Below are 21,715 nucleotides of genomic sequence, written 5' to 3' on the forward strand. Positions count from 1 at the left end.
GTCCGCGCGTCAGAGGTTAAACTGCGCCTTGATGTTTCGGCTCTGGAAATGCTCGACGATGATGCCGAGCAGCGGAATGGTGCCGGCCAGCAGCACGCCGATGGTCTTGCCGAGCGGCCAGCGCACCTTGACCGCCAGGTTGAAGGTGGCCAGCAGGTAGGCGAAGTACACCCAGCCGTGCACCACACCGATCCAGGTGGGCGGGTTATCCACCTTGACCACGTAGCGCACCACGATCTCGTAGCACAGGGCGATCAGCCAGACACCCGTTGCCCAGGCCATGACCCGGTAGGGCAGCAGCGCGCTGCGGATCTTCTCGGCAGGAGCGGCTTGGGCGGGGGTATCGGTCATGCGGTGTTCCTGTTCTTTCGTTCGTTCTCGGTGAGCTCGGCCAGGTAGGCGTTGTATTCCCGGAGTGCGGCGTCGTCGGTGGGTGCGGCGGCGGGCGCGGGCCGCTCGGGCAGCAGTCCGGCCGGTATCTCGGTCACCGTGTCGGCTCGGTGTGGCTCGGGCGGTGCTTCTTCGTAGCGGACGAATTTGCGGTAGGCGTAGACGCAGAACCAGGCGAACAACGGCCACTGCAGCGCGTAGCCGAGGTTCTGGAAGGTGCCGTTGACCTCCTGGAATCGGGTCCACTGCCACCACCCCAGCGCCAGGCACGCGCAGGCGGCGAGGATCACCAGCACGATCAGTGCCGGTCTCCGACGCCGTGTAGTGGACACCTTATGACGGTACCGCGCGTCGGCTGGGGCGCTGTCAGGTCTTCGGGCCGACGAACTCGTCGAGTCGCGCGGTTGCCGCTTTGCGGTAGACGGCGATCTCATACGTGCTGTTCTGCGTCCACGGAATTCCCAGGCGATCCAGCGCCGCGCAGTACAGGCCGCGGATGTCGTCGGCGCGGTTGGAGAAGTGGTAGCGCACACTGCGCACGCCGCGGTCGTTGGCCACCACCCGGCAACCGTCGCTGTCGATCAGACCACGGATGAACTCCTCGGTCGCCTGGTTGACGAGTTCCTGCTGCCAGGGTTCGAGCCGGATCGGCCGGTGGTGCTTCTTGCCGGGGCCGTGCTGGGGGAAGAGGCAGGGCCAGTGCTTTGAGCAGAGGTAGACCTCAACGCAGTGATCCGAACGCTTGAGCGCCCCGGCGTGCTGTCCCGGCATCACCGCATCGATTACCGCGCGACAGCGCGCGATGATCATGGGGTATTTGGCGTCGAGGGTGACCCTAAGTACCCAGCACCGGGGCTGCCGGGAAATGCAGCCATCGCCGAGGTACATCGCCGAGCAGGTAGCAGTACCCCGTTGGAGGCAAGCCAGAAAAGTCATGGGACCGGCAGTCTTCGCCCGGTTGCCGGACCCGTGGATCGCGACGCCAGCCTCGCACCGTGGTCCGGGGAATGCCAGTCCGCCGGGAAATCGCGCAACCGTTCATGCCCGTAGCAACAAGGCGTTGCACCGAGTCGAATTCCGGTGGGTCGCATGATCCCGCCTTTTCGCACGTTGTATTCCAACGTAGTTCGGTACACCGACAGAATTTTCCGCCGATGCGACCGGTAGGATTTCAACGCCGGCGGGCGTGGTGGAACTGGCATACACGATGGTTTTAGGTGCCATTGCTCGAAAGAGCGTGAGGGTTCGAGTCCCTCCGCCCGCACAAATGTGATGAGTCACGTCATCGGTGACACCTTTTGACTCGCGTCATCGGACTGCAGCGCGGTCCCACGCTGGCGGGCTTCTCGGTCGGCCAAGTTCGGGCGCCGTGGTCGCGCCCCGGGGCGGTTGGTCGTCGATTTCCGCCATGTGGTGTTTGCCCGCCTCTCCGCGACAATCGCTGCGGCGAGCCGGAATTGACCGGAGTTGTCGCGGAAAGGCGGGCAAACATCCTGCCGTCCGGTCGCGGGATCGTCCAGTGGCGGACGGTTCGTAACAGGCGAACCGACGTCAGCGGAAGGGCATGCCCGGTCCCCTACAGTCCCAAGCCGTCGAAGATGCTCGACAGCGAGTTCCAGAAATCGGTGAGGTCATTAGACAGGGTCCCGGTGGGGTCGACGACGCCGAGCAGGTCGGGCCAGATCTGCATCGGATTCCATCCGCCCAACTCGCTTGGCACCGGGGGAATGTCGACGCCGCTGTCCGGGCCGCCGGTGCCGGCCCAGGGGCCCAGGTAAGCCGGGTCGGTCATCAGCCCCGCGTTGACCAGGAGCTTTGCCAAGTTCGGGTTGATGCTGTTGAGTTCATCGACGATCTGAGCTTCGGTGTCCGGGTTCAACGTGAACAATCCAGTCTGCAGACCTGCCACGGTGGCATTGATCTGTTCTGCTGTCGGTGCGTTCGCCAGCCCTGAGCTGTTGAGGGCCAGCCACTCGCTGATCAGCGGATTGGGCGGCCCGATGTTCTGGATCGACTGAACCACATCCGCGATGGTGACGCCGAAGGGCGGGGCGAACGGCGATTGGTCGCAGAGCGCCGGGCACAGCGGACTGCCCGGCGTGAACGGGTCGAAGTCCACGACCATTCCGGCGGCCAGGGCCTTCAGGGCCTGCCCCACCTCCTCCGGGCCGACAAGCTCGAAGCCGTTGAGGTTGACCGGTGCCTCCAGGCTCTGGAACCACTGCTCGAACGGCCCGAGCAGGTTGAGTTGGACATTGACCCCCGCCCACGGCATCAGGTTCTCGCCGTCGGGTCCGGTTGCGGTGCCGGGGAAACCGAAGCCGACCTGAGCCTGGCTGCCCGGCACCGCGTCGAGTGGGGCACCGGGAACCGAACCACCCGGGCCGATCCCCGCAGACGGGTCGGCGATTCCGGCCGCGGTCGGGTTGGTGGTATCGGCCGGGGTGGCAGGAAACTGGTATCCGGTGAGCAACTGCTCCAGTGGCACCTTCAACCAGTGACTGAAGAGCCCTAGTTGGTTGTCGGCGTTGGGAAAGTTCGTGAACACCTTCTCGAAGTCGATCAGCCTGTCGAGCCCGGTAAGACCGGTGATCGGCGCCGTCGGCACCATCGGCGCGCACTGGACTGCGTCGCACGATGCGCTGACCGGGAGTTCGGCCGCGGCCAGCATGGCGAACTGCTGACCCAGGCCCGCGGTCCCGTTGGCCAGCAAGGTCGGATCGATTTCGGGCTGGTCCACGCCGGAGACCTGTGGAGCGAATGGAAACAGGTAGTCGAAGACGGCCATGAAATGCCCTGGGTCGCCGGGGTCTTCGCCCCACAGGTTCGTCGCACTCGGCGTCCACCAGGTTCCGGTCGCGAACAGGGAGTCCGCCAACACGTTGGTCGCGGCGACTTCGTTGGCCGGAATGTTGACGAGGTCTTGGAACAAGTTGAAGGGCACGTTGAGGATGGAATCGCCGGCTATCAGGCGAACGGCTCGGTCGACAACCGACCTTCCCGCCGACCACGGCTTGACCGTTGCGACCTGAGCGACGACCACGGCGCTCACCGCAACCAATATCAAGCCAGCTCGCAGATACCGACGACGGTGTAGCGCAGTTGCCATGTCTTTCCCCCGACTGCCACACCACGCGGGCGTGGTGCACTCTGCGGGCCGGCGTGTCAGTCGCCCCGCTCTCCCCGTACGCCGTCTCAGCCGGGCGTGGCCCCACCGTCGAGGATCCACCGACTGAAAAGCGCGAAATGGACGTTAGACAGGTTTGCTGATAGGACCATGCCACCCACCCAAAAACTTGATATTTGCGGGCCCGTCAAGTCGCGGTACTGGGATCGACCAGGGGGTTTCGTGCGCGAGACGGCGGCAACGGCAGGCGGCGTTCAAGCTTTGCCGGCCACCGAGCGGGCGGCTACTCCAAGGCGGACGCCGGTGGCCCTCGGCCGACTACGCCGACTTCGCCCGCCGGCAGGGCCAGCGGTGCCAGAATGGACGTATTGGTCCGCCTCGGATTGGTGCAGCGTGATGAACAAGCAACTCATCGCAACGGCGCTCAGCGCGGTGCTGGCCGGCTTCGTGGTAGCGCCCGCCCCGGCGGCAGTCGCCGACGATCCCAGCAACGAGGACCAGGCGTTCTTCACTGACCTGGAGCAAGAGGGGCTTCACCCCAACTACGACAAACAGGTCTGCGGCACCATCAAGTGCGCCTCGCTGCGGGATCTGCTGGTGCAGGAGGGCCACGCGGTCTGCTCGGCGCTGGGCAGCTCGCCGCGGTTGGTGCCGATCTCGGTGATCGCCAACCTGGAAGTGTCGCCCGATGAGGCGCGCGCCATTATCAACGCGGCTCGACAGGCCTATTGCCCGCAGTTGCCCGACCCGTACACGCCGGCCGTCTGAGCTCGCCGAGCGACTCAGAGAGCCGTGCCTTGCGCGCATTGACCGCCACTCCCATGGCGGCCACCGCCCAGACGACGTACTGGACAGTCCAGGCCAGCCGGAAGGCCGAGAACGAATAACCGCCGGCCATCGCGATCACCAGCCCCATCGCCTGCATGATCAGCAACGTGGCGATGAAACCGCCGGTGTTGACCATGCCCTGCGCGGTGCCCAGCGCGGCCGGCGGGTTGTAGGTGCGGGCGAAGTCGAACGCCAGGATCGACACCGGCTGGCCCGCCGAGATCACCACGATCAGCACCACCAGGAGCCAGTGCGGGGCGGGGGAGGGCAGGGCCAGCAGCACCGCCCAGGTCGCGGCGGTCAGCGCTATCATCGCCAGGACCAGCCCCGCCCGGTGCTGGGGCCGGCGCGCCGAAAGGGTTCCGGTCAGCAGTCCGATCACGACGAAGGTCGCCACCGACACCGTCAACAACGCACCAGCCACGCCACGTGAAAGCCCCTGTGCGGTGGTCAGGTACGGCACGCCCCACATCAGCGCGAAGACGTTCGCCGAGAACGGTGTTCCCATGTGGGTGAAGAAACCCAACTTGGTGCCCGGCCGTGACCACACCGTTTTGACGTCGCCGAATGCCGCACGAAACGTCCGCGGCTGCACGTCAACCGCCGTGCCCGCCGGGGCGTCTCGGCACACAGCGAGCGTCAGCACCGCGGCCAGCACGCCCAGAGCGGCTGCCGACAGGTAGGCCGCGGTCCAGCCGCTGTGCAGCAGAATCGCCAGGAACGGCACCGCCGAGAGCAGCTGCCCGAGCTGGCCGCAGATCCCGGTCAGTTGGGTCAGTAGCGGAACACGTTCCGGCGCAAACCAATTGGGCAGCAACCGGATGACCGAGATGAACACGAACGCGTCGCCTAGGCCGACCGCGCCATACGCGCCGACCGCGACGGGGAGCGAATGGGTCAGCGAAAGCGTCGCCTGGGCGGCGGCGAGCACCGTGACGCCGCTGGCGATCATCGCTTTGGGGCCGAAGCGGTCCAGCAGCACCCCGGCCGGAATCTGCATGGCGGCGTAGACGATGAGCTGCAGGATCACGAATGACGACAGCGTGCCCGGACCGGCGCTGAACCGTTCGGCGGCGTCCAGGCCCGACACCCCGAAGGTAGTGCGGTCCAATACCGCGACGACGTAGGACAACAGCCCGGTGCCCCACACGATCCAGGGACGCAATGAGCGAGCCGAGTTCCGCGCCTGTGTCACCCGCCCATCCTGCACTGTGACGGTCAAGCTTCCGTGAGCGGCGGCGGGTCTGCCGTATCCTTTGGCGCGTGTTAATTTCCCGGCGCGACGTGCTCAAACTCGCCGCGAGCGCCCCGGCTGCGGTCGGTTTCGGCGCCGCGGCGGCGGCACTGCTCGCCGCGACCGCTGAGGCGGCTCCGCTGGGCATCCTGCTGGACTACGCGGCCGGGGTCCTGCCCGCCGAGCAGATCCGGGCAGCCGGCGCGGTGGGAGCCATCCGCTACGTCTCCGATCGCCGCCCCGGCGCCGACTGGATGCTTGGCAAGCCGATGCAGCCGGACGAGGCGCGTGATCTGCAGCAAAACGGCCTCAAGATCGTCTCCTGCTACCAGTTCGGCAAACAGGCCACCGCCGACTGGCTGGGCGGTCAGGCGGCCGGCGTCGAACACGCGCAGCGGGGCTTGCAACTGCACACCGCGGCGGGCGGCCCCGATAGCGCCCCGATCTACGCCTCGATCGACGACAACCCCTCATACGAGCAGTACCAGGCGCAGGTGGCCCCGTACCTGCGTGGCTGGGAGTCGGTGATCGGGCATCAACGCACCGGTGTGTACGCCAACGCCAAGACCATCGAGTGGGCGGTGCAAGACGGCTTGGGTTCCTGCTTCTGGCAGCACAACTGGGGTTCGCCGGGCGGGGCCGCCCACCCGGCGGCCAACCTGCACCAGGTCGAGATCGACAAGCGCAAGGTCGGCAATGTCGGCGTGGATATCAACGAGATCCTCACGCCCGCGTTCGGGCAGTGGGCCTGACCCGCACGCCGGGTCCGGATGCGGAAAGTGGCCTCGTCGCGGCCCCCGGGGGGCGCGTGGCGGGGATCACGGCGCACGGTTGACACTGCGACATTGACTGTCTACGGCGACAATCGTTCGCCAGATGCGAACATAACGATTAGATAACAATGCAGCCTTGATCAGCGCTGTTGTGGCTACTCGACCGTAACCCCGCGCACGCAGGACGTTTGGTCCCCGAGGATCGAGGCGCCGTCCGAACGCGTGATATCCGCAGGTGGGTTACCCGGGCGTAGAACTCATCAGTAACCAATTACCTGCAGAAACGGCACAGGTTCTTATGACACTCTTACTGCTGTAGCGCGGCCGCGACGACGCGAGAGCCCGCTGCCCGACCAAGGGCCCAGCCGGTCAAGCCGGCCGGCGATGACCAAAAGACGCGATGTGCCAGAGCAGGGGAGATATATACCGTGACGATCCACGAACATGACCGGGTGTCCGCCGACGGCGCCGGCTCGGGCCCGTTCGCCAACGCCTCGTCCGCCCTGGTGGATCGTCTGACGGCCGGTGAGCCGTACGCGGTCGCCTTCGGCGGTCAAGGCAGCGCCTGGCTGGAGTCGCTCGAAGAGTTGGTCTCCTCGGCCGGGATCGAGACCGAGCTGGCCACCCTGGCCGGTGAGGCCGACCTGCTGCTGGAGCCGGTCGCCAAGGAACTCGTCGTAGTCCGGCCCATCGGCTTCGAACCGCTGCAGTGGGTGCGGGCGCTGGCGGCCGAGGACCCGATCCCGTCGGCCAAGCAGCTGACGTCGGCCGCAGTGTCGGTGCCGGGCGTCTTGTTGACCCAGATCGCCGCGGTGCGGGCGCTGGAACGTCAGGGCCTGAACCTGTCGGCCACCCCGCCGGTCGCCGTCGCGGGGCACTCGCAGGGCGTCCTGGCCGTCGAGTCGCTGAAGGCGGGGGGCACCACCGACGTGCAGCTGCTCGCGATCGCCCAGCTGGTCGGCGCCGCCGGAACTCTGGTGGCCCGCCGCCGCGGCATCTCGATCCTGGGTGACCGCCCGCCCATGGTGTCGGTCTCAGGCGCCGACCCCGAGCGCATCCAGCAACTGCTCGAGGAGTTCGCCACCGACGTGCGCACCGTGCTGCCGCCGGTGCTGTCCATCCGCAACGGCCGGCGCGCGGTCGTCATCACCGGCACCCCCGAGCAGCTGTCGCGCTTCGAGCTGTACTGCGAGCAGATCGCCGACAAGGAGGCCGCCGAGCGCAAGAACAAGCTGCGTGGCGGCGCGGTCTTCTCGCCGGTCTTCGAGCCGGTGCAGGTGGAGGTCGGATTCCACTCGCCGCGGCTGTCCGACGGCATCGAGATCGTCGGCGAGTGGGCGGCCAAGGTCGGCCTCGATGTGGAGCTGGCCCGCGCTATGGCCGACTCGATCCTGGTGCGCCAGGTCGACTGGGTCGACGAGATCACCGCCCTGCACGACGCGGGAGCCCGCTGGATTCTGGACCTGGGGCCCGGCGACATCCTGACCCGCCTGACCGCACCGGTGATCCGCGGTCTGGGCATCGGGATCGTCCCGGTGGCCACCCGCGGTGGACAGCGCAACATGTTCACCATCGGCGCCGTGCCCGAGGTGGCCCGGCCCTGGACTAGCTACGCCCCCTCAGTGGTGCAGCTGCCCGACGGCAGGATCAAACTCGACACCAAGTTCACCCGCCTGACCGGCCGGTCGCCGATCCTGTTGGCCGGCATGACGCCGACCACCGTCGACGCCAAGATCGTCGCCGCGGCGGCCAACGCCGGGCACTGGTCCGAGCTGGCCGGCGGCGGGCAGGTCACCGAGGAGATCTTCAACAACCGCGTCGCCGAGCTGACCACACTGCTGGAGCCGGGCCGCACCGTGCAGTTCAACTCGTTGTTCCTGGACCCTTACCTGTGGAAGCTGCAGGTCGGCGGGAAGCGGCTGGTGCAGAAGGCCCGTGCGTCCGGCGCCCCGTTCGACGGGCTGGTGATCAGCGCCGGCATCCCGGAGCTCGAGGAAGCCGTCGAGCTGATCTCCGAACTCAACGAGGCGGGTATCAGCCACGTGGTGTTCAAGCCGGGCACCGTCGAGCAGATCCGCTCGGTGATCCGCATTGCCGCCGAAGTGCCCACCACTCCGGTGATCGCGCACGTCGAGGGCGGCCGCGCCGGTGGTCACCACTCCTGGGAAGACCTGGACGACCTGCTGCTGGCGACCTACTCGGAGCTGCGTTCGCAGCCCAACATCACGCTGTGTGTCGGCGGTGGCATCGGCACCCCCGAGCGGGCCGCCGAATACCTGTCCGGGCAGTGGTCGCAGCAGCACGGCTTCCCGCTGATGCCCGTGGACGGCATCCTCGTGGGGACCGCGGCGATGGCCACCAAGGAGGCCACCACCTCCCCGGCGGTCAAGCAGATGCTGGTCGACACCAAGGGCACCGACCACTGGATCGGTGCAGGAAAAGCTCACGGCGGCATGGCATCGTCGCGCAGCCAGCTCGGCGCTGACATCCACGAGATCGACAACACCGCGTCGCGCTGCGGCCGGTTGCTCGACGAGGTCGCCGGCGACGGCGAAGCGGTCGCGGCCCGCCGCGACGAGATCATCGCCGCACTGGCCGACACCGCCAAGCCGTACTTCGGTGATGTCACCGAGATGACCTACGCGCAGTGGCTGCGCCGGTACGTCGAGCTGGCGATCGGTGACGGTGATTCGACCGCCGACACCGCCTCGCCGGACAGCCCCTGGCTGGCCGACACCTGGCGGGAGCGGTTCGGCGCGATGCTGCAACGCGCCGAAGCCCGGCTCAACGAGGTCGAGTCCGGGCCGATCGAGACGCTGTTCGCCGATTCCGAAGCGGGACAAGAACTCCTGGAGCGTCCCGACGAGGCGATCGCCGCGCTGCTGGCCCGCTACCCCGACGCCGAGACGGTCCGGCTGCACCCGGCCGACGCGCCGTTCTTCACCCAGTTGTGCAAGACACCGGGCAAGCCGGTCAACTTCGTGCCGGTGATCGACAAGGACGTGCGCCGCTGGTGGCGCAGTGACTCGCTGTGGCAGGCGCACGACGCCCGCTACACCGCCGAACAGGTCTGCATCATTCCGGGCATCACCGCCGTGGCCGGGATCACCCGGGTCGACGAGCCGGTCGGCGAGCTGCTGGACCGCTTCGAGCAGGCGGCAGTCGACCAGCTGCTGGCCTCCGGTGCCAAGCCCACCCCGGTGACGGCGCGCCGGCAGGGCCGCGCCGATGTGACCGGCCCGCTGGCCGTGCTCCTCGACGCCCCCGACGTGCTGTGGGCCGGCCGCACCGCCACCAACCCGGTGCACCGGATCGGTGCCGCCGACGAGTGGCAGGTGCAGGAGAACCGGGCGGCCACCCACCCGACGACGGGCGCGCGCCTGGAGGTAGTCCAAAACGGGGAGGCGCCGAACGTCATATTGAGCGTGCCGCTGTCCGGTGTCTGGATCGACATTCGCTTCACCGTGCCGGCCTCGGTCGTCGATGGCGCTGCCCCCTTGGTGTCCACCGAGGATGCCGCCGCTGCCATGCGCGCGGTGCTGGCCATCGCCGCCGGCGTCGACGGGCCGGGGGCGCTGCCGCCGGTGGTCGACGGCTCGGCCACCGTGACGGTGGCATGGAACCCCGAGCAGGTCGCCGACCACACCGGGGTGACCGCCACGTTCGGCGCGCCGCTGGCGCCCGGACTGTCCACCGTGCCGGACGCCCTGGTTGGTCGGTGCTGGCCCGCGGTGTTCGCCGCCATCGGCTCGGCCACCACCGATGCCGGTTTCCCGGTCATCGAGGGCCTGCTGAGTCTGGTGCATCTGGATCACGCCGCCCGTCTGCTCGCCGCATTGCCGGCCGAGCCGGCCGAGTTGACCGTCACCGCAACGGCTTCGGCAGCCACCGACACCGAGGTTGGGCGGGTGGTCCCGGTTTCGGTCACGGTCTGCGCGGCCGACGGAACAGCGTTGGCCACGTTGGAGGAGCGGTTCGCGATCCGTGGGCGCACCGGTGCTGCGGAACTGACCGACCCGGTTCGGGCGGGCGGCGCGGTCTCCGACAACGCCACCGACACGCCGCGCCGCCGCCGTCGTGACGTCACCGTGACCGCGCCGGTCGACATGCGGCCGTTCGCGGTGGTGTCCGGCGACCACAACCCCATCCACACCGACCGGGCCGCTGCGCTGCTGGCCGGCCTGGAATCGCCTATCGTGCACGGCATGTGGCTCTCGGCCGCGGCCCAGCACGTGGTGACCGCTACCGACGGCCAAGCCCGCCCGCCGGCGCGGCTGATCGGCTGGACGGCCCGTTTCCTGGGCATGGTCAAGCCCGGCGACGAGGTCGACTTCCGGGTCGACCGGGTCGGAATCGACCTGGGCGCCGAGGTTTTGGAAGTCAGCGCACGTATCGGCTCGGACCTGGTGATGTCGGCGACCGCGCGACTGACCGCGCCCAAGACCGTCTACGCGTTCCCCGGCCAGGGCATCCAGCACAAGGGCATGGGCATGGAGGTCCGGGCCCGCTCCAAGGCCGCCCGCAAGGTCTGGGACTCTGCGGACAAGTTCACCCGCGACACCCTGGGCTTCTCGGTGCTGCACGTGGTGCGCGACAACCCGACTTCGCTGATCGCCTCCGGCGTGCACTACCAGCACCCCGAGGGCGTGCTGTACCTCACGCAGTTCACCCAGGTGGCGATGGCCACGGTGGCCGCGGCGCAGGTCGCCGAGATGCGTGAGCAGGGCGCGTTTGTCGAAGGTGCGATCGCCTGCGGTCACTCCGTGGGTGAGTACACCGCCCTGGCCTGCGTCAGCGGTGTCTACGAACTCGAAGCCCTGCTGGAGGTGGTGTTCCACCGCGGCTCGAAGATGCACGACATCGTGCCGCGCGACGCCATGGGGCGTTCCAACTACCGGCTCGCCGCGATCCGGCCGTCGCAGATCGACCTCGACGACGCCGACGTCAAGGCTTTCGTCGCCGAGATCGCCGAGCGCACCGGGGAATTCCTGCAGATCGTGAACTTCAACCTGCGCGGCTCGCAGTATGCGATCGCCGGCACGGTGGCCGGTCTGGAGGCCCTGGAGGAAGAGGTGGAGCGGCGCCGCGAGATCACCGGCGGCAAGCGGTCGTTCATCCTGGTGCCCGGCATCGACGTGCCGTTCCACTCCGAGGTGCTGCGCATCGGCGTGGATGACTTCCGGCGTTCGCTGGAGCGGGTCATGCCGCGCGACAAGGACCCAGAGCTGATCGTCGGCCGCTACATCCCCAACCTGGTGCCCAAGCCGTTCAGCCTGGATCGTGAGTTCATCCAGGAGATCCGCGACCTGGTGCCGGCCGAGCCGCTGGATGAGATCCTCGCCGACTACGACACCTGGCGTAACGAGAAGCCGCGCGAACTGTGCCGCAAGATCGTCATCGAGCTGCTGGCCTGGCAATTCGCCAGCCCGGTGCGCTGGATCGAGACGCAGGACCTGCTGTTCATCGAGGAGGCCGCCGGCGGCCTGGGCGTGGAGCGGTTCGTCGAGATTGGGGTGAAGTCGGCTCCGACGGTCGCCGGGCTGGCCACCAACACGCTCAAGTTGCCCGAATACGCCCACAGCACAGTGGAAGTGCTCAACGCCGAGCGCGACGCTGCGGTGCTGTTCGCCACCGACGAGGACCCGGAGCCGGAACCGGAAGAGGATGTGCCGGCTGAGGTTTCGGCAGACGCCGCGCCGACGGAGGCGGCCGCCCCGGCACCTGCTGCACCGGCCGCTCCGTCAGGGGGCCCGCGTCCCGACGACATCGCGTTCGACGCCGCCGACGCCACGTGCGCGCTGATCGCGTTGAGCGCCAAGATGCGCATCGACCAGATCGAGGCGCTGGACTCCATCGAGTCCATCACCGACGGCGCGTCCTCGCGGCGCAACCAGTTGCTGGTGGACCTGGGTTCGGAGCTGAACCTGGGCGCCATCGACGGGGCCGCCGAGGCCGATCTGTCGGCGCTGAAGTCGCAGGTGACCAAGCTGGCACGCACCTACAAGCCGTACGGGCCGGTGCTGACCGACGCGATCAACGACCAGCTGCGCACGGTCCTTGGGCCGTCCGGCAAGCGGCCCGCTGCCATCGCCGAACGGGTGAAGAAGACCTGGGAACTCGGCGACGGCTGGGCCAAGCACGTCACCGTCGAGGTCGCGCTGGGCACCCGGGAAGGCACCAGTGTCCGGGGCGGCGCGCTGGGCGGGCTGCACGAGGGCGCGCTGGCCGACGCCGCCGCCGTCGACAAGGTCATCGACGCGGCCGTGGGTGCGGTCGCCGCGCGCCGTGGGGTCGCAGTGAGCCTGCCGTCGGCCGGTGGGGGTGGCGGTGCGACGGTGGACGCCGCCGCGCTGGGTGAGTTCACCGAGCAGATCACCGGTCGCGACGGTGTGCTCGCCTCGGCGGCCCGGTTGGTGCTGGGCCAGCTCGGCCTCGACGAGGTGGTGAGCGCGCCGGAGAGCGCCACCGACGCTGATCTGATCGACCTGGTGACCGCAGAACTGGGGTCGGACTGGCCACGGCTGGTGGCGCCCGCGTTCGATGCGCGCAAGGCGGTGCTGTTCGACGACCGCTGGGCCAGCGCCCGTGAGGACCTGGTCAAGCTGTGGCTGACCGACGAGGGCGACATCGACGCCGACTGGCCGCAGCTCTCCGAGCGCTTCGAGGGCGCCGGGCACGTCGTCGCCACCCAGGCCACCTGGTGGCAGGGCCGGGCGCTGGCGGAGGGCCGCCAGATTCACGCGTCGCTGTTCGCCCGGATCGCCGCCGGCGCGGAGAACCCGGGCCGGGGCCGCTACTGCGACGAGGTCGCGGTGGTGACCGGCGCGTCGAAGGGTTCGATCGCCGCGTCGGTGGTCGGCCAGCTGCTCGACGGCGGTGCGACCGTCATCGCGACCACCTCCAAGCTCGACGACGACCGGCTGGCCTTCTACCGCAGCCTCTACCGCGACCACGCCCGGTTCGGCGCGGCGCTGTGGGTGGTGCCGGCCAACATGGCCTCCTACGCCGACATCGACGCGCTCGTCGAATGGGTGGGTAGTGAGCAGTCGGAAAACCTTGGGCCGCAGTCGATTCACCTGAAGGACGCGCAGACACCGACGTTGCTGTTCCCGTTCGCAGCGCCGCGGGTCACCGGTGACCTGTCGGAGGCCGGGGCGCGGGCCGAGATGGAGATGAAGGTGCTGCTGTGGGCGGTGCAGCGCCTCATCGGTGGCCTGTCGAAGATCGGCGCCGAACGCGACATCGCCTCCCGGCTGCACGTGGTGCTGCCCGGCTCGCCCAACCGCGGCATGTTCGGCGGTGACGGTGCCTACGGCGAGGCCAAAGCCGCACTGGACGCGCTGGTGTCGCGCTGGAAGGCCGAGTCGTCCTGGGCGTCTCGGGTCAGCCTCGCGCACGCCCTGATCGGCTGGACGCGCGGTACCGGCCTGATGGGCCACAACGACGTCATCGTCGACGCCGTCGAGGAGGCCGGCGTCACCACCTACTCCACCGAGCAGATGGCGGCCATGCTGCTGGCGCTGTGCGACGTCGAGTCCAAGGTGGCCGCGGCCAACGCGCCGATCGAAGCCGACCTGACCGGTGGGCTGGCCGAGGCGAACCTGGACATGGCCGAACTGGCCGCCCGGGCCCGCGAGGAGATGACGTCCGACGCGGCAGCCGACGAGGATGCCGACGCCGCCGCCAATACCATTGCGGCGCTGCCGAGCCCGCCACGCGGCTACACCCCGGCACCCCCGCCGGTCTGGGATGACCTCGACGTCGACCCGGCCGACCTGGTGGTCATCGTCGGTGGCGCCGAACTGGGACCGCTGGGCTCGTCGCGCACCCGCTTCGAGATGGAGGTCTCCGGCGAGCTGTCGGCCGCCGGGGTGCTGGAGTTGGCCTGGACGACCGGGCTGGTCAAGTGGGAAGACGACCCGACGCCGGGCTGGTATGACACCGCAACCGGCGAGCTCGTCGACGAGTCCGAACTGGTCGAGCGCTACCACGACACCGTGGTGGAGCGGGTGGGCATCCGACAGTTTGTTGACGATGGCGCGATCGACCCCGACCACGCCTCACCGCTGCTGGTCAGTGTGTTCCTGGACAAGGACTTCTCGTTCGTGGTCTCCAGTGAGGCCGACGCACGGGCGTTCGTCGAGTTCGACCCCGAGCACACCGTGGTGCGCCCGGTGCCGGACTCCTCGGACTGGCAGGTGATCCGCAAGGCGGGCACCGAGATTCGGGTGCCGCGCAAGAGCAAGCTGTCGCGCACCGTGGGCGCTCAGATCCCGACCGGGTTCGACCCGACGGTGTGGGGGATCAGCCAGGACATGGCCACCTCGATCGACCGGGTGGCGCTGTGGAACATCGTCGCGACCGTGGACGCGTTCTTGTCGGCGGGCTTCACCCCGACCGAGCTGATGCGCTGGGTACACCCGTCGCTGGTGGCCAGCACCCAGGGCACCGGTATGGGCGGCATGACCTCGATGCAGACCATGTACCACGGCAACCTGCTGGGACGGGCCAAGCCCAACGACATCCTGCAGGAGGTTCTGCCGAACGTCGTTGCCGCGCACGTGGTTCAGAGCTACGTCGGGTCCTACGGCGCGATGATCCACCCGGTGGCCGCCTGTGCTACCGCGGCGGTCTCGGTCGAGGAGGGTGTCGACAAGATCCGGTTGGGCAAGGCCGAGCTGGTGGTTACCGGCGGCTACGACGACCTGACCCTGGAGGCCATCATCGGCTTCGGTGACATGGCGGCCACCGCCGACACCGAGATGATGCGCAACAAGGGCATCAGCGACTCGAAGTTCTCCCGCGCCAACGACCGGCGCCGGCTGGGCTTCGTCGAGGCCCAGGGCGGTGGCACCATCCTGCTGGCCCGTGGCGACCTGGCGGCCAAGATGGGTCTGCCGGTGCTCGCGGTGGTGGCCTATGCGCAGAGCTTCGCCGACGGCGTGCACACCTCCATCCCGGCTCCGGGCCTGGGTGCGCTGGGCGCCGGCCGCGGCGGCAAGGACTCCATGCTGGCCCGCTCGCTGGCCAAGCTGGGCGTGGGTGCCGACGACATCGCGGTGGTCTCCAAGCACGACACCTCGACGCTGGCCAATGACCCCAACGAGACCGAGCTGCACGAGCGGCTGGCCGACTCGCTGGGTCGCTCCGATGGCGCGCCGCTGTTCGTGATCAGCCAGAAGAGCCTCACCGGGCACGCCAAGGGCGGCGCGGCGGTCTTCCAGCTGATGGGCCTGTGCCAGGTGCTGCGCGACGGGGTCATCCCGCCCAACCGCAGCCTGGACTGTGTCGACGACGAACTGGCGACCGCCGGGCACTTCGTGTGGGTGCGTGAGCCGTTGCACCTGGGCGAGAAGTTCCCGCTCAAGGCCGGGCTGGTCACCAGCCTCGGGTTCGGCCACGTGTCCGGTCTGGTCGCTCTGGTGCACCCGCAGGCGTTCCTGGCCGCACTGGACCCGGCTCAGCGCGAGGCCTACCTGGAGCAGGCTTCGGCCCGGGTGCTGGCCGGCCAGCGCCGGCTCGCCTCGGCGATCGCCGGCGGTAAGCCGCTGTACGAGCGGCCGGCGGACCGGCGGTTCGACCACGGCACGTCGGAGAAGCGCCAGGAGTCGGCGATGCTGCTCAACCCGGCGGCCCGGCTCGGCGATGGCGACGTCTACATCGGTTAGCGTTAGCAGCCGTGGGAATCGTTGGTGTCGGGATCGACCTTGTCTCGATCCCCGACTTCGCCGAGCAGGTCGACCAGCCGGGAACGGTTTTCGCCGAGACGTTCACCCCGGGTGAGCGCCGGGACGCCTCCGACAAGAGTTCGTCGGCGGCGCGACACCTGGCGGCCCGGTGGGCGGCCAAGGAGGCGGTGATCAAGGCGTGGTCGGGGTCGCGGTTCGCCCAGAAACCGGTGCTGCCGGAGGCGATTCACCGCGACATCGAAGTGGTCACCGACATGTGGGGCCGACCGAAGGTGCGGCTCTCCGGCGAGATCGCCACCCACCTGGCCGACGTGACGATCCACGTGTCGCTCACGCACGAGGGCGACACCGCCGCCGCCGTCGCCATCCTGGAGACGGGTTAACCTCCCCGTGGGCGTGGGTGTTTGCACACGACGCGCCGGGAAGAGTTGGCATTCTGCGCACGCTCGCGGCCGAAGGGGTGAGGCATGAGTGATCTGGTCCAGCGGGTGCGCGAGGTGCTGCCGTCGGTGCGGGCTGACCTCGAGGAGCTGGTGCGCATCGAGTCGGTGTGGGCCGACCCGGCACGACGCCCGGAGGTGCAGCGCAGCGCGGAACTGACCGCGCGGCTGCTGGGCCAGGCGGGTTTTCCCGATGTGCAGATTGTCGCCGAGGGCGGGGCGCCGGCGGTCATCGCCCGCTACCCGGCGCCTGAAGGCGCGCCGACCGTGTTGCTCTACGCCCACCACGACGTGCAGCCTGAGGGTGACGCCAACCAGTGGGCGTCGCCGCCGTTTGAGCCCACCGAACGCGACGGGCGGCTTTACGGTCGCGGCAGCGCCGACGACAAGGCGGGCATAGCAACACATTTGGCGGCATTTCGGGCACACGGCGGTCATCCACCGGTCGGGGTGACGGTCTTCGTGGAAGGCGAGGAGGAGTCCGGCTCGCCGTCGCTGGGTGCGCTGCTGTCCGCGCACTCCGAAGCGCTGCGCGCAGACGTGATCGTCATCGCCGACTCGGACAACTGGAGCACCGAGATTCCCTCGCTGACGGTGTCGCTGCGCGGGCTGGCCGACTGTGTGGTCGAGGTCGCCACACTCGACCACGGCCTGCACTCCGGACTGTGGGGCGGGGTGGTGCCCGACGCGCTGAGCGTGCTGGTGCGGTTGTTGGCCACCCTGCACGACGACAACGGCAATGTCGCCGTTGCCGGCCTGCACGAAAGCGTCGCCGCGCCAGTCGATTACCCGCCAGGGCGGGTACGCGCCGACACTGGCCTGCTGGAGGGGGTCGCCGAGATCGGTTCCGGTTCGGTGCCGCAGCGGTTGTGGGCCAAACCGGCGATCACCATCATCGGCATCGACACCACGAGCGTTGCGGCGTCCTCGAACACGCTGATCCCGCGAGCGCGGGCCAAGGTGAGCCTGCGGGTGGCTCCCGGCGGTGACGCCGCCGCCCATCTGACGGCCCTGAAAAGCCACTTGGAACAGCATGTTTCGTGGGGTGCGCAGGTGACTGTCACCCCCGGGGACGTCGGCGAGCCCTACGCCATCGACGCCACTGGCCCGGTGTACGACGCGGCCCGGGCCGCTTTCCGCCAGGCGTGGGGGGTCGAACCGGTGGACATGGGCATGGGCGGTTCAATCCCGTTCATCGCGGAGTTCGCCGCCGCCTACCCGCAGGCCACCATCCTGGTCACCGGTGTGGAGGACCCGGGAAGCCAGGCGCATAGCATCAACGAGAGCCTGCATCTCGGCGTGCTGGAACGCGCCGCCGCCGCCGAGGCGCTGCTGCTGGCGAAGCTGGTCGAGCAGCCGGCCGGATGATCGCCGGCCCGCCGCCTTTGCCACTCGCCTTGCCGGATGCGGTACGGCAGTTGGCCGGCGACGGCAACGCACATCCGGTGTGGCAGAACGAGGTCGGTGGCACCACGTTCGAGGTCGCCGGTGCCACCGGCCACCGATTCATCAAATGGTCACCGTCCAGCAGCGGCATCGACCTGGCAGCCGAGGTGGCACGACTGCGGTGGGCGGTCGACTACGCGGCGGTTCCGAGGGTGCTCGGTCACGGTCGCAACAGCGAGGGGCAGTGGCTGGTGACCGCGGCACTGCCCGGAACCAGCGCGGTCGCGCCGCGGTGGATCGCCGACCCACGTGCAGCGGTGACAGCACTCGGTCGGGCGTTACGTTCGCTGCATGACACCCTGCCCGTTGCGTCATGCCCGTTCGACTGGAGCGCCGAGACGCGGATCGAGGATGCCACGCTGCGTGCCGAACAGTTGAATCCCGCCGCCTGGCCGAAGGAGTTCACCGGCCTCAGCGTGGCCCAGGCGTTACGGCGGGTCGCCGATCCGCCGCCGCTCGATCGCCTCGTGGTCTGTCACGGCGACGCCTGCGCGCCCAACACCTTGTTGCACGACGACGGCCGCCTTGCCGGTCACGTCGATCTCGGCACCCTGGGGGTGGCCGACCGCTGGGCCGACCTGGCGGTCATCACCTGGAGCACCGAGTGGAACTACGGCGCCGACTGGACCGACGCGCTGCTCGACGCCTACGGCGTGCAGCGCGATCAGGCGCGTATCGACTACTACCGGCTGTTGTGGAACCTCGGACCCTAGATCGAAAGGTCCCGGCGCAGTTTGGCCACATGCCCGGTGGCCCGCACGTTGTACTGGGCCTCGGCGATCTTGCCCTGCTCGTCGACGACGAAGGTCGAGCGGATGACGCCCTGCACCGTTTTGCCGTACATCTTCTTCTCACCGTAGGCGCCCCAGGCCGCCAGCACGCTGCGGTCCGGGTCGGACAGCAACGGAAACGTCAGCCCTTCGGTGTCGCGGAACTTGGCCAGCTTGGCCGGCTTGTCGGGGGAGATGCCGATGACGTCGAGCCCGGCGTCGTTGAAGTCACGCAGGTTGTCCCGGAAGTCGCAAGCCTGCTTGGTGCAGCCGGGCGTCGAGGCCGCCGGGTAGAAGTAGACGACCACCCGCCGTCCCCGGTAGTCGGCCAGTGACACCGTGTTGCCGTCGGCGTCGGGAAGGCTGAACGCCGGCGCGTCATCGCCGGGCGCCAGGCGTGCGGTGTCGGTCAACAACTGCCCCTTTCTGCTCGCCGGAGCGTGAGACCAAGCCCGGCTGCTCTAGGGTAGTTCGGCAGGGGCAGCATCGGGTGGACAGGGAGGACGAGACGTGGCGGAGCGCGATCCCGAGCGGATCAAGAAGGACATCGACCAGGCGCGCGAGCAGTTGGCGGCCACGGTTGACATTCTCGCGGACCGGGCCAACCCCCGTCACCTCGCTGAGCGGGCAAAGACACGGGCTGTCAGCTTCGTCACCCAACCGGCGGTGATGGTCTCCCTGGCCGGGGTCGGTGGCCTGCTGGTCGTACTGGCGATCCGGCGAATCCGCAACCGCTGAGGCTGGGCGTAAATAGCGCGAATCGTCACGCTGGCCCGTCCAGCCATACTGCGACGCCACCATGGCCGGCGCAGGAACCGCTCCGATGGCTCGAAAATGAATATGTGCCATCTCGGCACTCGGCGGTCGCTCGGCCGGGCAACGTACTGGATGCGGACGGCGACGGAACGCACTCCCCATTTACGTTGCGGTAGCACCTGGAATACGGCTGCAATGTCGTTGGAAGGCTGCTTGTCGGCCACCAATCATCCAGGTTCGGGTTCATGTGGTGGCCCCGCGACCGGATCAGCGCCGTCAATACGACGAGAACGAGAACGACGCCTACCAGGATTAGAAGCCACTTCCACCGCGAACTGCTACTCGCTGTGGCGGTTGTATCCGTTGCCCCGGTGATCTCCCTTCCGGAAGTGGTATCCGATGACTTCGAGGTGGGGTCAGTCTCAGATGGCCGACTCCGGGAGATGGCGAGCCAGCGCTCGGAGATGCTTTTGAACCGTTTCACCTGTTCGAGTGGAAGCCCGTATTCCTCCGCTCCACGCTGGACGCGCTCCCAGACGGACCCGTATTCGCTGGCCACGTCAGCGCTTGGCGCGGTGCCCGTGGCGGGCGGTATCGGCGAGTAGGGGTATGCGTCGGGTGGGGCGGGATAGCCCGGGGCGGGGAAGCCTGCAGCGCGTTGAGCGACCCAGAGCCACGCGACCATGTCGGCATCAGTTTTCCGCTGTTCCTCCGCCACCAGTTCGTCGGGCACCACACTGGCAATGGTTTTGATCGGCGTGCCGTTTGCGTCCCCCTTATTGCCGAATCCAGTGACAATGGCGTAGATCTCGGGGCGGGAACCAGGGACGGTCACCCACTGGCCGGGACCTGGAGGTTCGCGAAAGGGCCAGTAGTAGACGCATCCGCATTCCGGCCTGTTGTCGGGAACTGGCTTGCCGAAGGAGCGGTACGCGATCCGAACTATTGTCGGCGCCGCATCGTTGGCGGTGTTGCCGTCAGCCTCGTTGTGCATCAGCAGGAATTGAGTATTCGGGCCAGGGCGTCGTGCTCTGGCTGGGTTACCCACAGTCCGTATCGGGTTTTCACGTCGACAATCCGTGTCGCGTAGGTGCAGCGGTAGGAGATCCTCGGCGGGAGCCACGAGGCGGCGTCGCTTGAGCCTTTCTGGTCGTTCACTGCCGCAGTTGTCGTTTGAAGGTTGATCGGGTCGTTGGCAAAATTCCTGCGAGTCATGTAGTTCCAGTCCTGGGCGCCTTTCTGCCAGGCGTCGAGGATAGGCACGATGTGGTCGATCTGGATTCTGCTCGACGACCCGGGCCCGCGCTGGTAGAGGATTGTTTCGCCGGTGTAGGGATCGTGGAGTATCCCGGATAGGACGATGCAGGTTTTGCGGCCCGGCTTGAAGCCGGCTCCGGTGAGGTCGCGTCGGAGGATGTCGTTGCGGGTGTCGCAGCCGTTGTGCCCGCCGTCCACGGTGACGTCGTCGCTCCATGGGCTGCCGAATAGGGCGCGGTCGTAATTGGTTTTTGGCGCGCGACCTTTGACGGGGAGAGTGGAGAGTTTCGCTAGTGCTGGGCTGCCCGCCGAAGGTGGGGCATGTGAGGTGGTGGGGTAGTTCGATGTGACTGTTGTTGCAGTGGTCGATGATCCCGAATCGAACGCTAAGACGGTTGCGATATAGATGATCGCGCAGGCGATGGCAGCGAGAAGCGCTACCCGACCAGGTCTACTGAAGGACATCGCTTTACCGAGTGGACGATCCGCTCATGCCGACGAAAAGTGCGGCGAACGGGACTGGGACGCGCTCCATGGGCGTTGAGTTTAGGCGCGGCCCCAATTTCTCTAAGATCGTTCAGATAAATGTCTCGACTTGTGGCGAGGACCCCATGGCTGTGGGTTGCGCTTTTGGCGCGGGCGGAGTGCCCCAGGCAAGGAACGGACCACCGCTGCGATCTACAACGGATGCCCAGCGCTTGGCGGGGTCAAGCGCAATCCTGTTGTGCTCGGGCAGCCAATGTCCACGGCGACCGCGCGGGCCGCAGCTGTGGCCGATGTGTACGTCTCTGGGGGAGCGGAACATCGAAACCCGTTCTGAGCTGTGCGCCGTCAGGGTTTCGAACCCCGGACCCGCTGATTAAGAGTCAGCTGCTCTACCAACTGAGCTAACGGCGCTGGGCGGTCAAGACCGCGAGGAAGACAATAACAGGCGCGGCACCGCGAGACGAAATCCGCTGGTGCCCGGGCGGGCGTTCGCGCCGCTCAGCGGCACCCTTGATTACC

General features: G+C 68.1%; 15 protein-coding genes and 2 tRNA genes. 8 read left to right on the plus strand and 9 right to left on the minus strand.

Annotated features, from left to right (window positions below; translation table 11 throughout):
- Positions 1-9 precede the first annotated feature (9 nt).
- Genes AC5Y4Q_RS16085 through AC5Y4Q_RS16095 form a run of 3 tightly spaced genes read right to left on the minus strand, consistent with a single transcriptional unit; the run spans position 10 to position 1,161 of the window.
- Entirely contained in the window at positions 10-351 is a 342-nt protein-coding gene (locus AC5Y4Q_RS16085) for a DUF3817 domain-containing protein (protein WP_064922468.1), read from the minus strand.
- On the minus strand, positions 348-722 hold the full coding sequence (locus tag AC5Y4Q_RS16090) for a hypothetical protein (RefSeq protein ID WP_109535690.1): 375 nt from the start codon (positions 720-722) through the stop codon (positions 348-350). The genes AC5Y4Q_RS16085 and AC5Y4Q_RS16090 overlap by 4 nt, the downstream gene beginning before the upstream one ends.
- 34 nt (positions 723-756) lie before the next feature.
- Positions 757-1,161, minus strand: a complete 405-nt coding sequence (locus AC5Y4Q_RS16095) for an LAGLIDADG family homing endonuclease (RefSeq protein ID WP_235663969.1) — start codon at positions 1,159-1,161, stop codon at positions 757-759.
- Positions 1,162-1,570: 409 nt separating this feature from the next.
- Between AC5Y4Q_RS16095 and AC5Y4Q_RS16100 the strand changes: the two genes are divergently transcribed.
- A tRNA-Leu gene (locus AC5Y4Q_RS16100) sits at positions 1,571-1,654 on the plus strand.
- 312 nt (positions 1,655-1,966) lie between these two features.
- On the opposite strand, the gene AC5Y4Q_RS16105 is transcribed toward AC5Y4Q_RS16100, so the two are convergent.
- Complete coding sequence (locus tag AC5Y4Q_RS16105) at positions 1,967-3,334, minus strand: hypothetical protein (RefSeq protein ID WP_499959622.1); 1,368 nt, start codon at positions 3,332-3,334, stop codon at positions 1,967-1,969.
- 579 nt (positions 3,335-3,913) lie between these two features.
- Between AC5Y4Q_RS16105 and AC5Y4Q_RS16110 the strand changes: the two genes are divergently transcribed.
- Positions 3,914-4,285, plus strand: coding sequence for a DUF732 domain-containing protein (locus AC5Y4Q_RS16110; protein ID WP_064922119.1), 372 nt, complete (start codon positions 3,914-3,916; stop codon positions 4,283-4,285).
- Here the strand turns inward: AC5Y4Q_RS16110 and AC5Y4Q_RS16115 are convergent.
- A complete protein-coding gene (locus tag AC5Y4Q_RS16115) occupies positions 4,224-5,510 on the minus strand; it encodes an MFS transporter (protein WP_235663972.1) in 1,287 nt (428 codons plus the stop codon). The genes AC5Y4Q_RS16110 and AC5Y4Q_RS16115 overlap by 62 nt on opposite strands.
- Before the next feature lie 98 nt (positions 5,511-5,608).
- On the opposite strand from AC5Y4Q_RS16115, the gene AC5Y4Q_RS16120 reads away from it, so the two are divergent.
- From AC5Y4Q_RS16120 to AC5Y4Q_RS16140, 5 genes are all read left to right on the plus strand, one after another.
- The gene (locus AC5Y4Q_RS16120; protein WP_125225684.1) at positions 5,609-6,331 is read left to right on the plus strand and encodes a DUF1906 domain-containing protein; all 723 of its coding nucleotides are present in this window, start codon (positions 5,609-5,611) and stop codon (positions 6,329-6,331) included.
- 449 nt (positions 6,332-6,780) lie between these two features.
- Positions 6,781-16,020: a fatty acid synthase subunit beta domain-containing protein gene (locus tag AC5Y4Q_RS16125; RefSeq protein ID WP_499959625.1), complete on the plus strand. Its 9,240-nt coding sequence runs from the start codon at positions 6,781-6,783 to the stop codon at positions 16,018-16,020.
- Between the two features lie 11 nt (positions 16,021-16,031).
- Positions 16,032-16,424 (plus strand): holo-ACP synthase AcpS, encoded by a 393-nt coding sequence (acpS, locus tag AC5Y4Q_RS16130; protein WP_064922123.1) that lies wholly within the window; start codon positions 16,032-16,034, stop codon positions 16,422-16,424.
- An 84-nt stretch (positions 16,425-16,508) separates the two neighbouring features.
- Positions 16,509-17,849, plus strand: coding sequence for a dipeptidase (locus tag AC5Y4Q_RS16135; protein WP_499959628.1), 1,341 nt, complete (start codon positions 16,509-16,511; stop codon positions 17,847-17,849).
- Positions 17,846-18,640 (plus strand): aminoglycoside 3'-phosphotransferase, encoded by a 795-nt coding sequence (locus tag AC5Y4Q_RS16140; protein WP_064922125.1) that lies wholly within the window; start codon positions 17,846-17,848, stop codon positions 18,638-18,640. Before AC5Y4Q_RS16135 ends, AC5Y4Q_RS16140 begins: the two co-directional genes overlap by 4 nt.
- Here the strand turns inward: AC5Y4Q_RS16140 and bcp are convergent.
- Complete coding sequence (gene bcp / locus AC5Y4Q_RS16145; protein ID WP_064922154.1) at positions 18,637-19,110, minus strand: thioredoxin-dependent thiol peroxidase; 474 nt, start codon at positions 19,108-19,110, stop codon at positions 18,637-18,639. The genes AC5Y4Q_RS16140 and bcp overlap by 4 nt on opposite strands.
- Before the next feature lie 97 nt (positions 19,111-19,207).
- On the opposite strand from bcp, the gene AC5Y4Q_RS16150 reads away from it, so the two are divergent.
- Complete coding sequence (locus AC5Y4Q_RS16150; protein ID WP_064922126.1) at positions 19,208-19,435, plus strand: DUF3618 domain-containing protein; 228 nt, start codon at positions 19,208-19,210, stop codon at positions 19,433-19,435.
- 25 nt (positions 19,436-19,460) lie between these two features.
- Here AC5Y4Q_RS16150 and AC5Y4Q_RS16155 read toward each other — a convergent pair whose 3' ends face one another.
- The 3 genes from AC5Y4Q_RS16155 to AC5Y4Q_RS16165 all read right to left on the minus strand — a co-directional run bounded on the left by AC5Y4Q_RS16155 (position 19,461) and on the right by AC5Y4Q_RS16165 (position 21,607).
- On the minus strand, positions 19,461-20,447 hold the full coding sequence (locus AC5Y4Q_RS16155; protein WP_342710494.1) for a DUF3761 domain-containing protein: 987 nt from the start codon (positions 20,445-20,447) through the stop codon (positions 19,461-19,463).
- Positions 20,447-21,175 (minus strand): HNH endonuclease family protein, encoded by a 729-nt coding sequence (locus AC5Y4Q_RS16160; RefSeq protein WP_064922127.1) that lies wholly within the window; start codon positions 21,173-21,175, stop codon positions 20,447-20,449. The genes AC5Y4Q_RS16155 and AC5Y4Q_RS16160 overlap by 1 nt, the downstream gene beginning before the upstream one ends.
- A 359-nt stretch (positions 21,176-21,534) precedes the next feature.
- Positions 21,535-21,607, minus strand: a tRNA-Lys gene (locus AC5Y4Q_RS16165).
- Positions 21,608-21,715 lie beyond the last annotated feature (108 nt).

Source organism: Mycobacterium sp. NGS16 (assembly GCF_059813225.1).

Coding starts and splice junctions, on each gene's coding strand:
- AC5Y4Q_RS16085 (WP_064922468.1), bottom strand. CDS start 351: ATGACCGATACCCCCGCCCAAGCCGCTCCTGCCGAGAAGATCCGCAGC.
- AC5Y4Q_RS16095 (WP_235663969.1), bottom strand. CDS start 1,161: ATGCCGGGACAGCACGCCGGGGCGCTCAAGCGTTCGGATCACTGCGTT.
- AC5Y4Q_RS16110 (WP_064922119.1), top strand. CDS start 3,914: ATGAACAAGCAACTCATCGCAACGGCGCTCAGCGCGGTGCTGGCCGGC.
- AC5Y4Q_RS16135 (WP_499959628.1), top strand. CDS start 16,509: ATGAGTGATCTGGTCCAGCGGGTGCGCGAGGTGCTGCCGTCGGTGCGG.
- AC5Y4Q_RS16140 (WP_064922125.1), top strand. CDS start 17,846: ATGATCGCCGGCCCGCCGCCTTTGCCACTCGCCTTGCCGGATGCGGTA.
- AC5Y4Q_RS16155 (WP_342710494.1), bottom strand. CDS start 20,447: ATGCACAACGAGGCTGACGGCAACACCGCCAACGATGCGGCGCCGACA.
- AC5Y4Q_RS16160 (WP_064922127.1), bottom strand. CDS start 21,175: ATGTCCTTCAGTAGACCTGGTCGGGTAGCGCTTCTCGCTGCCATCGCC.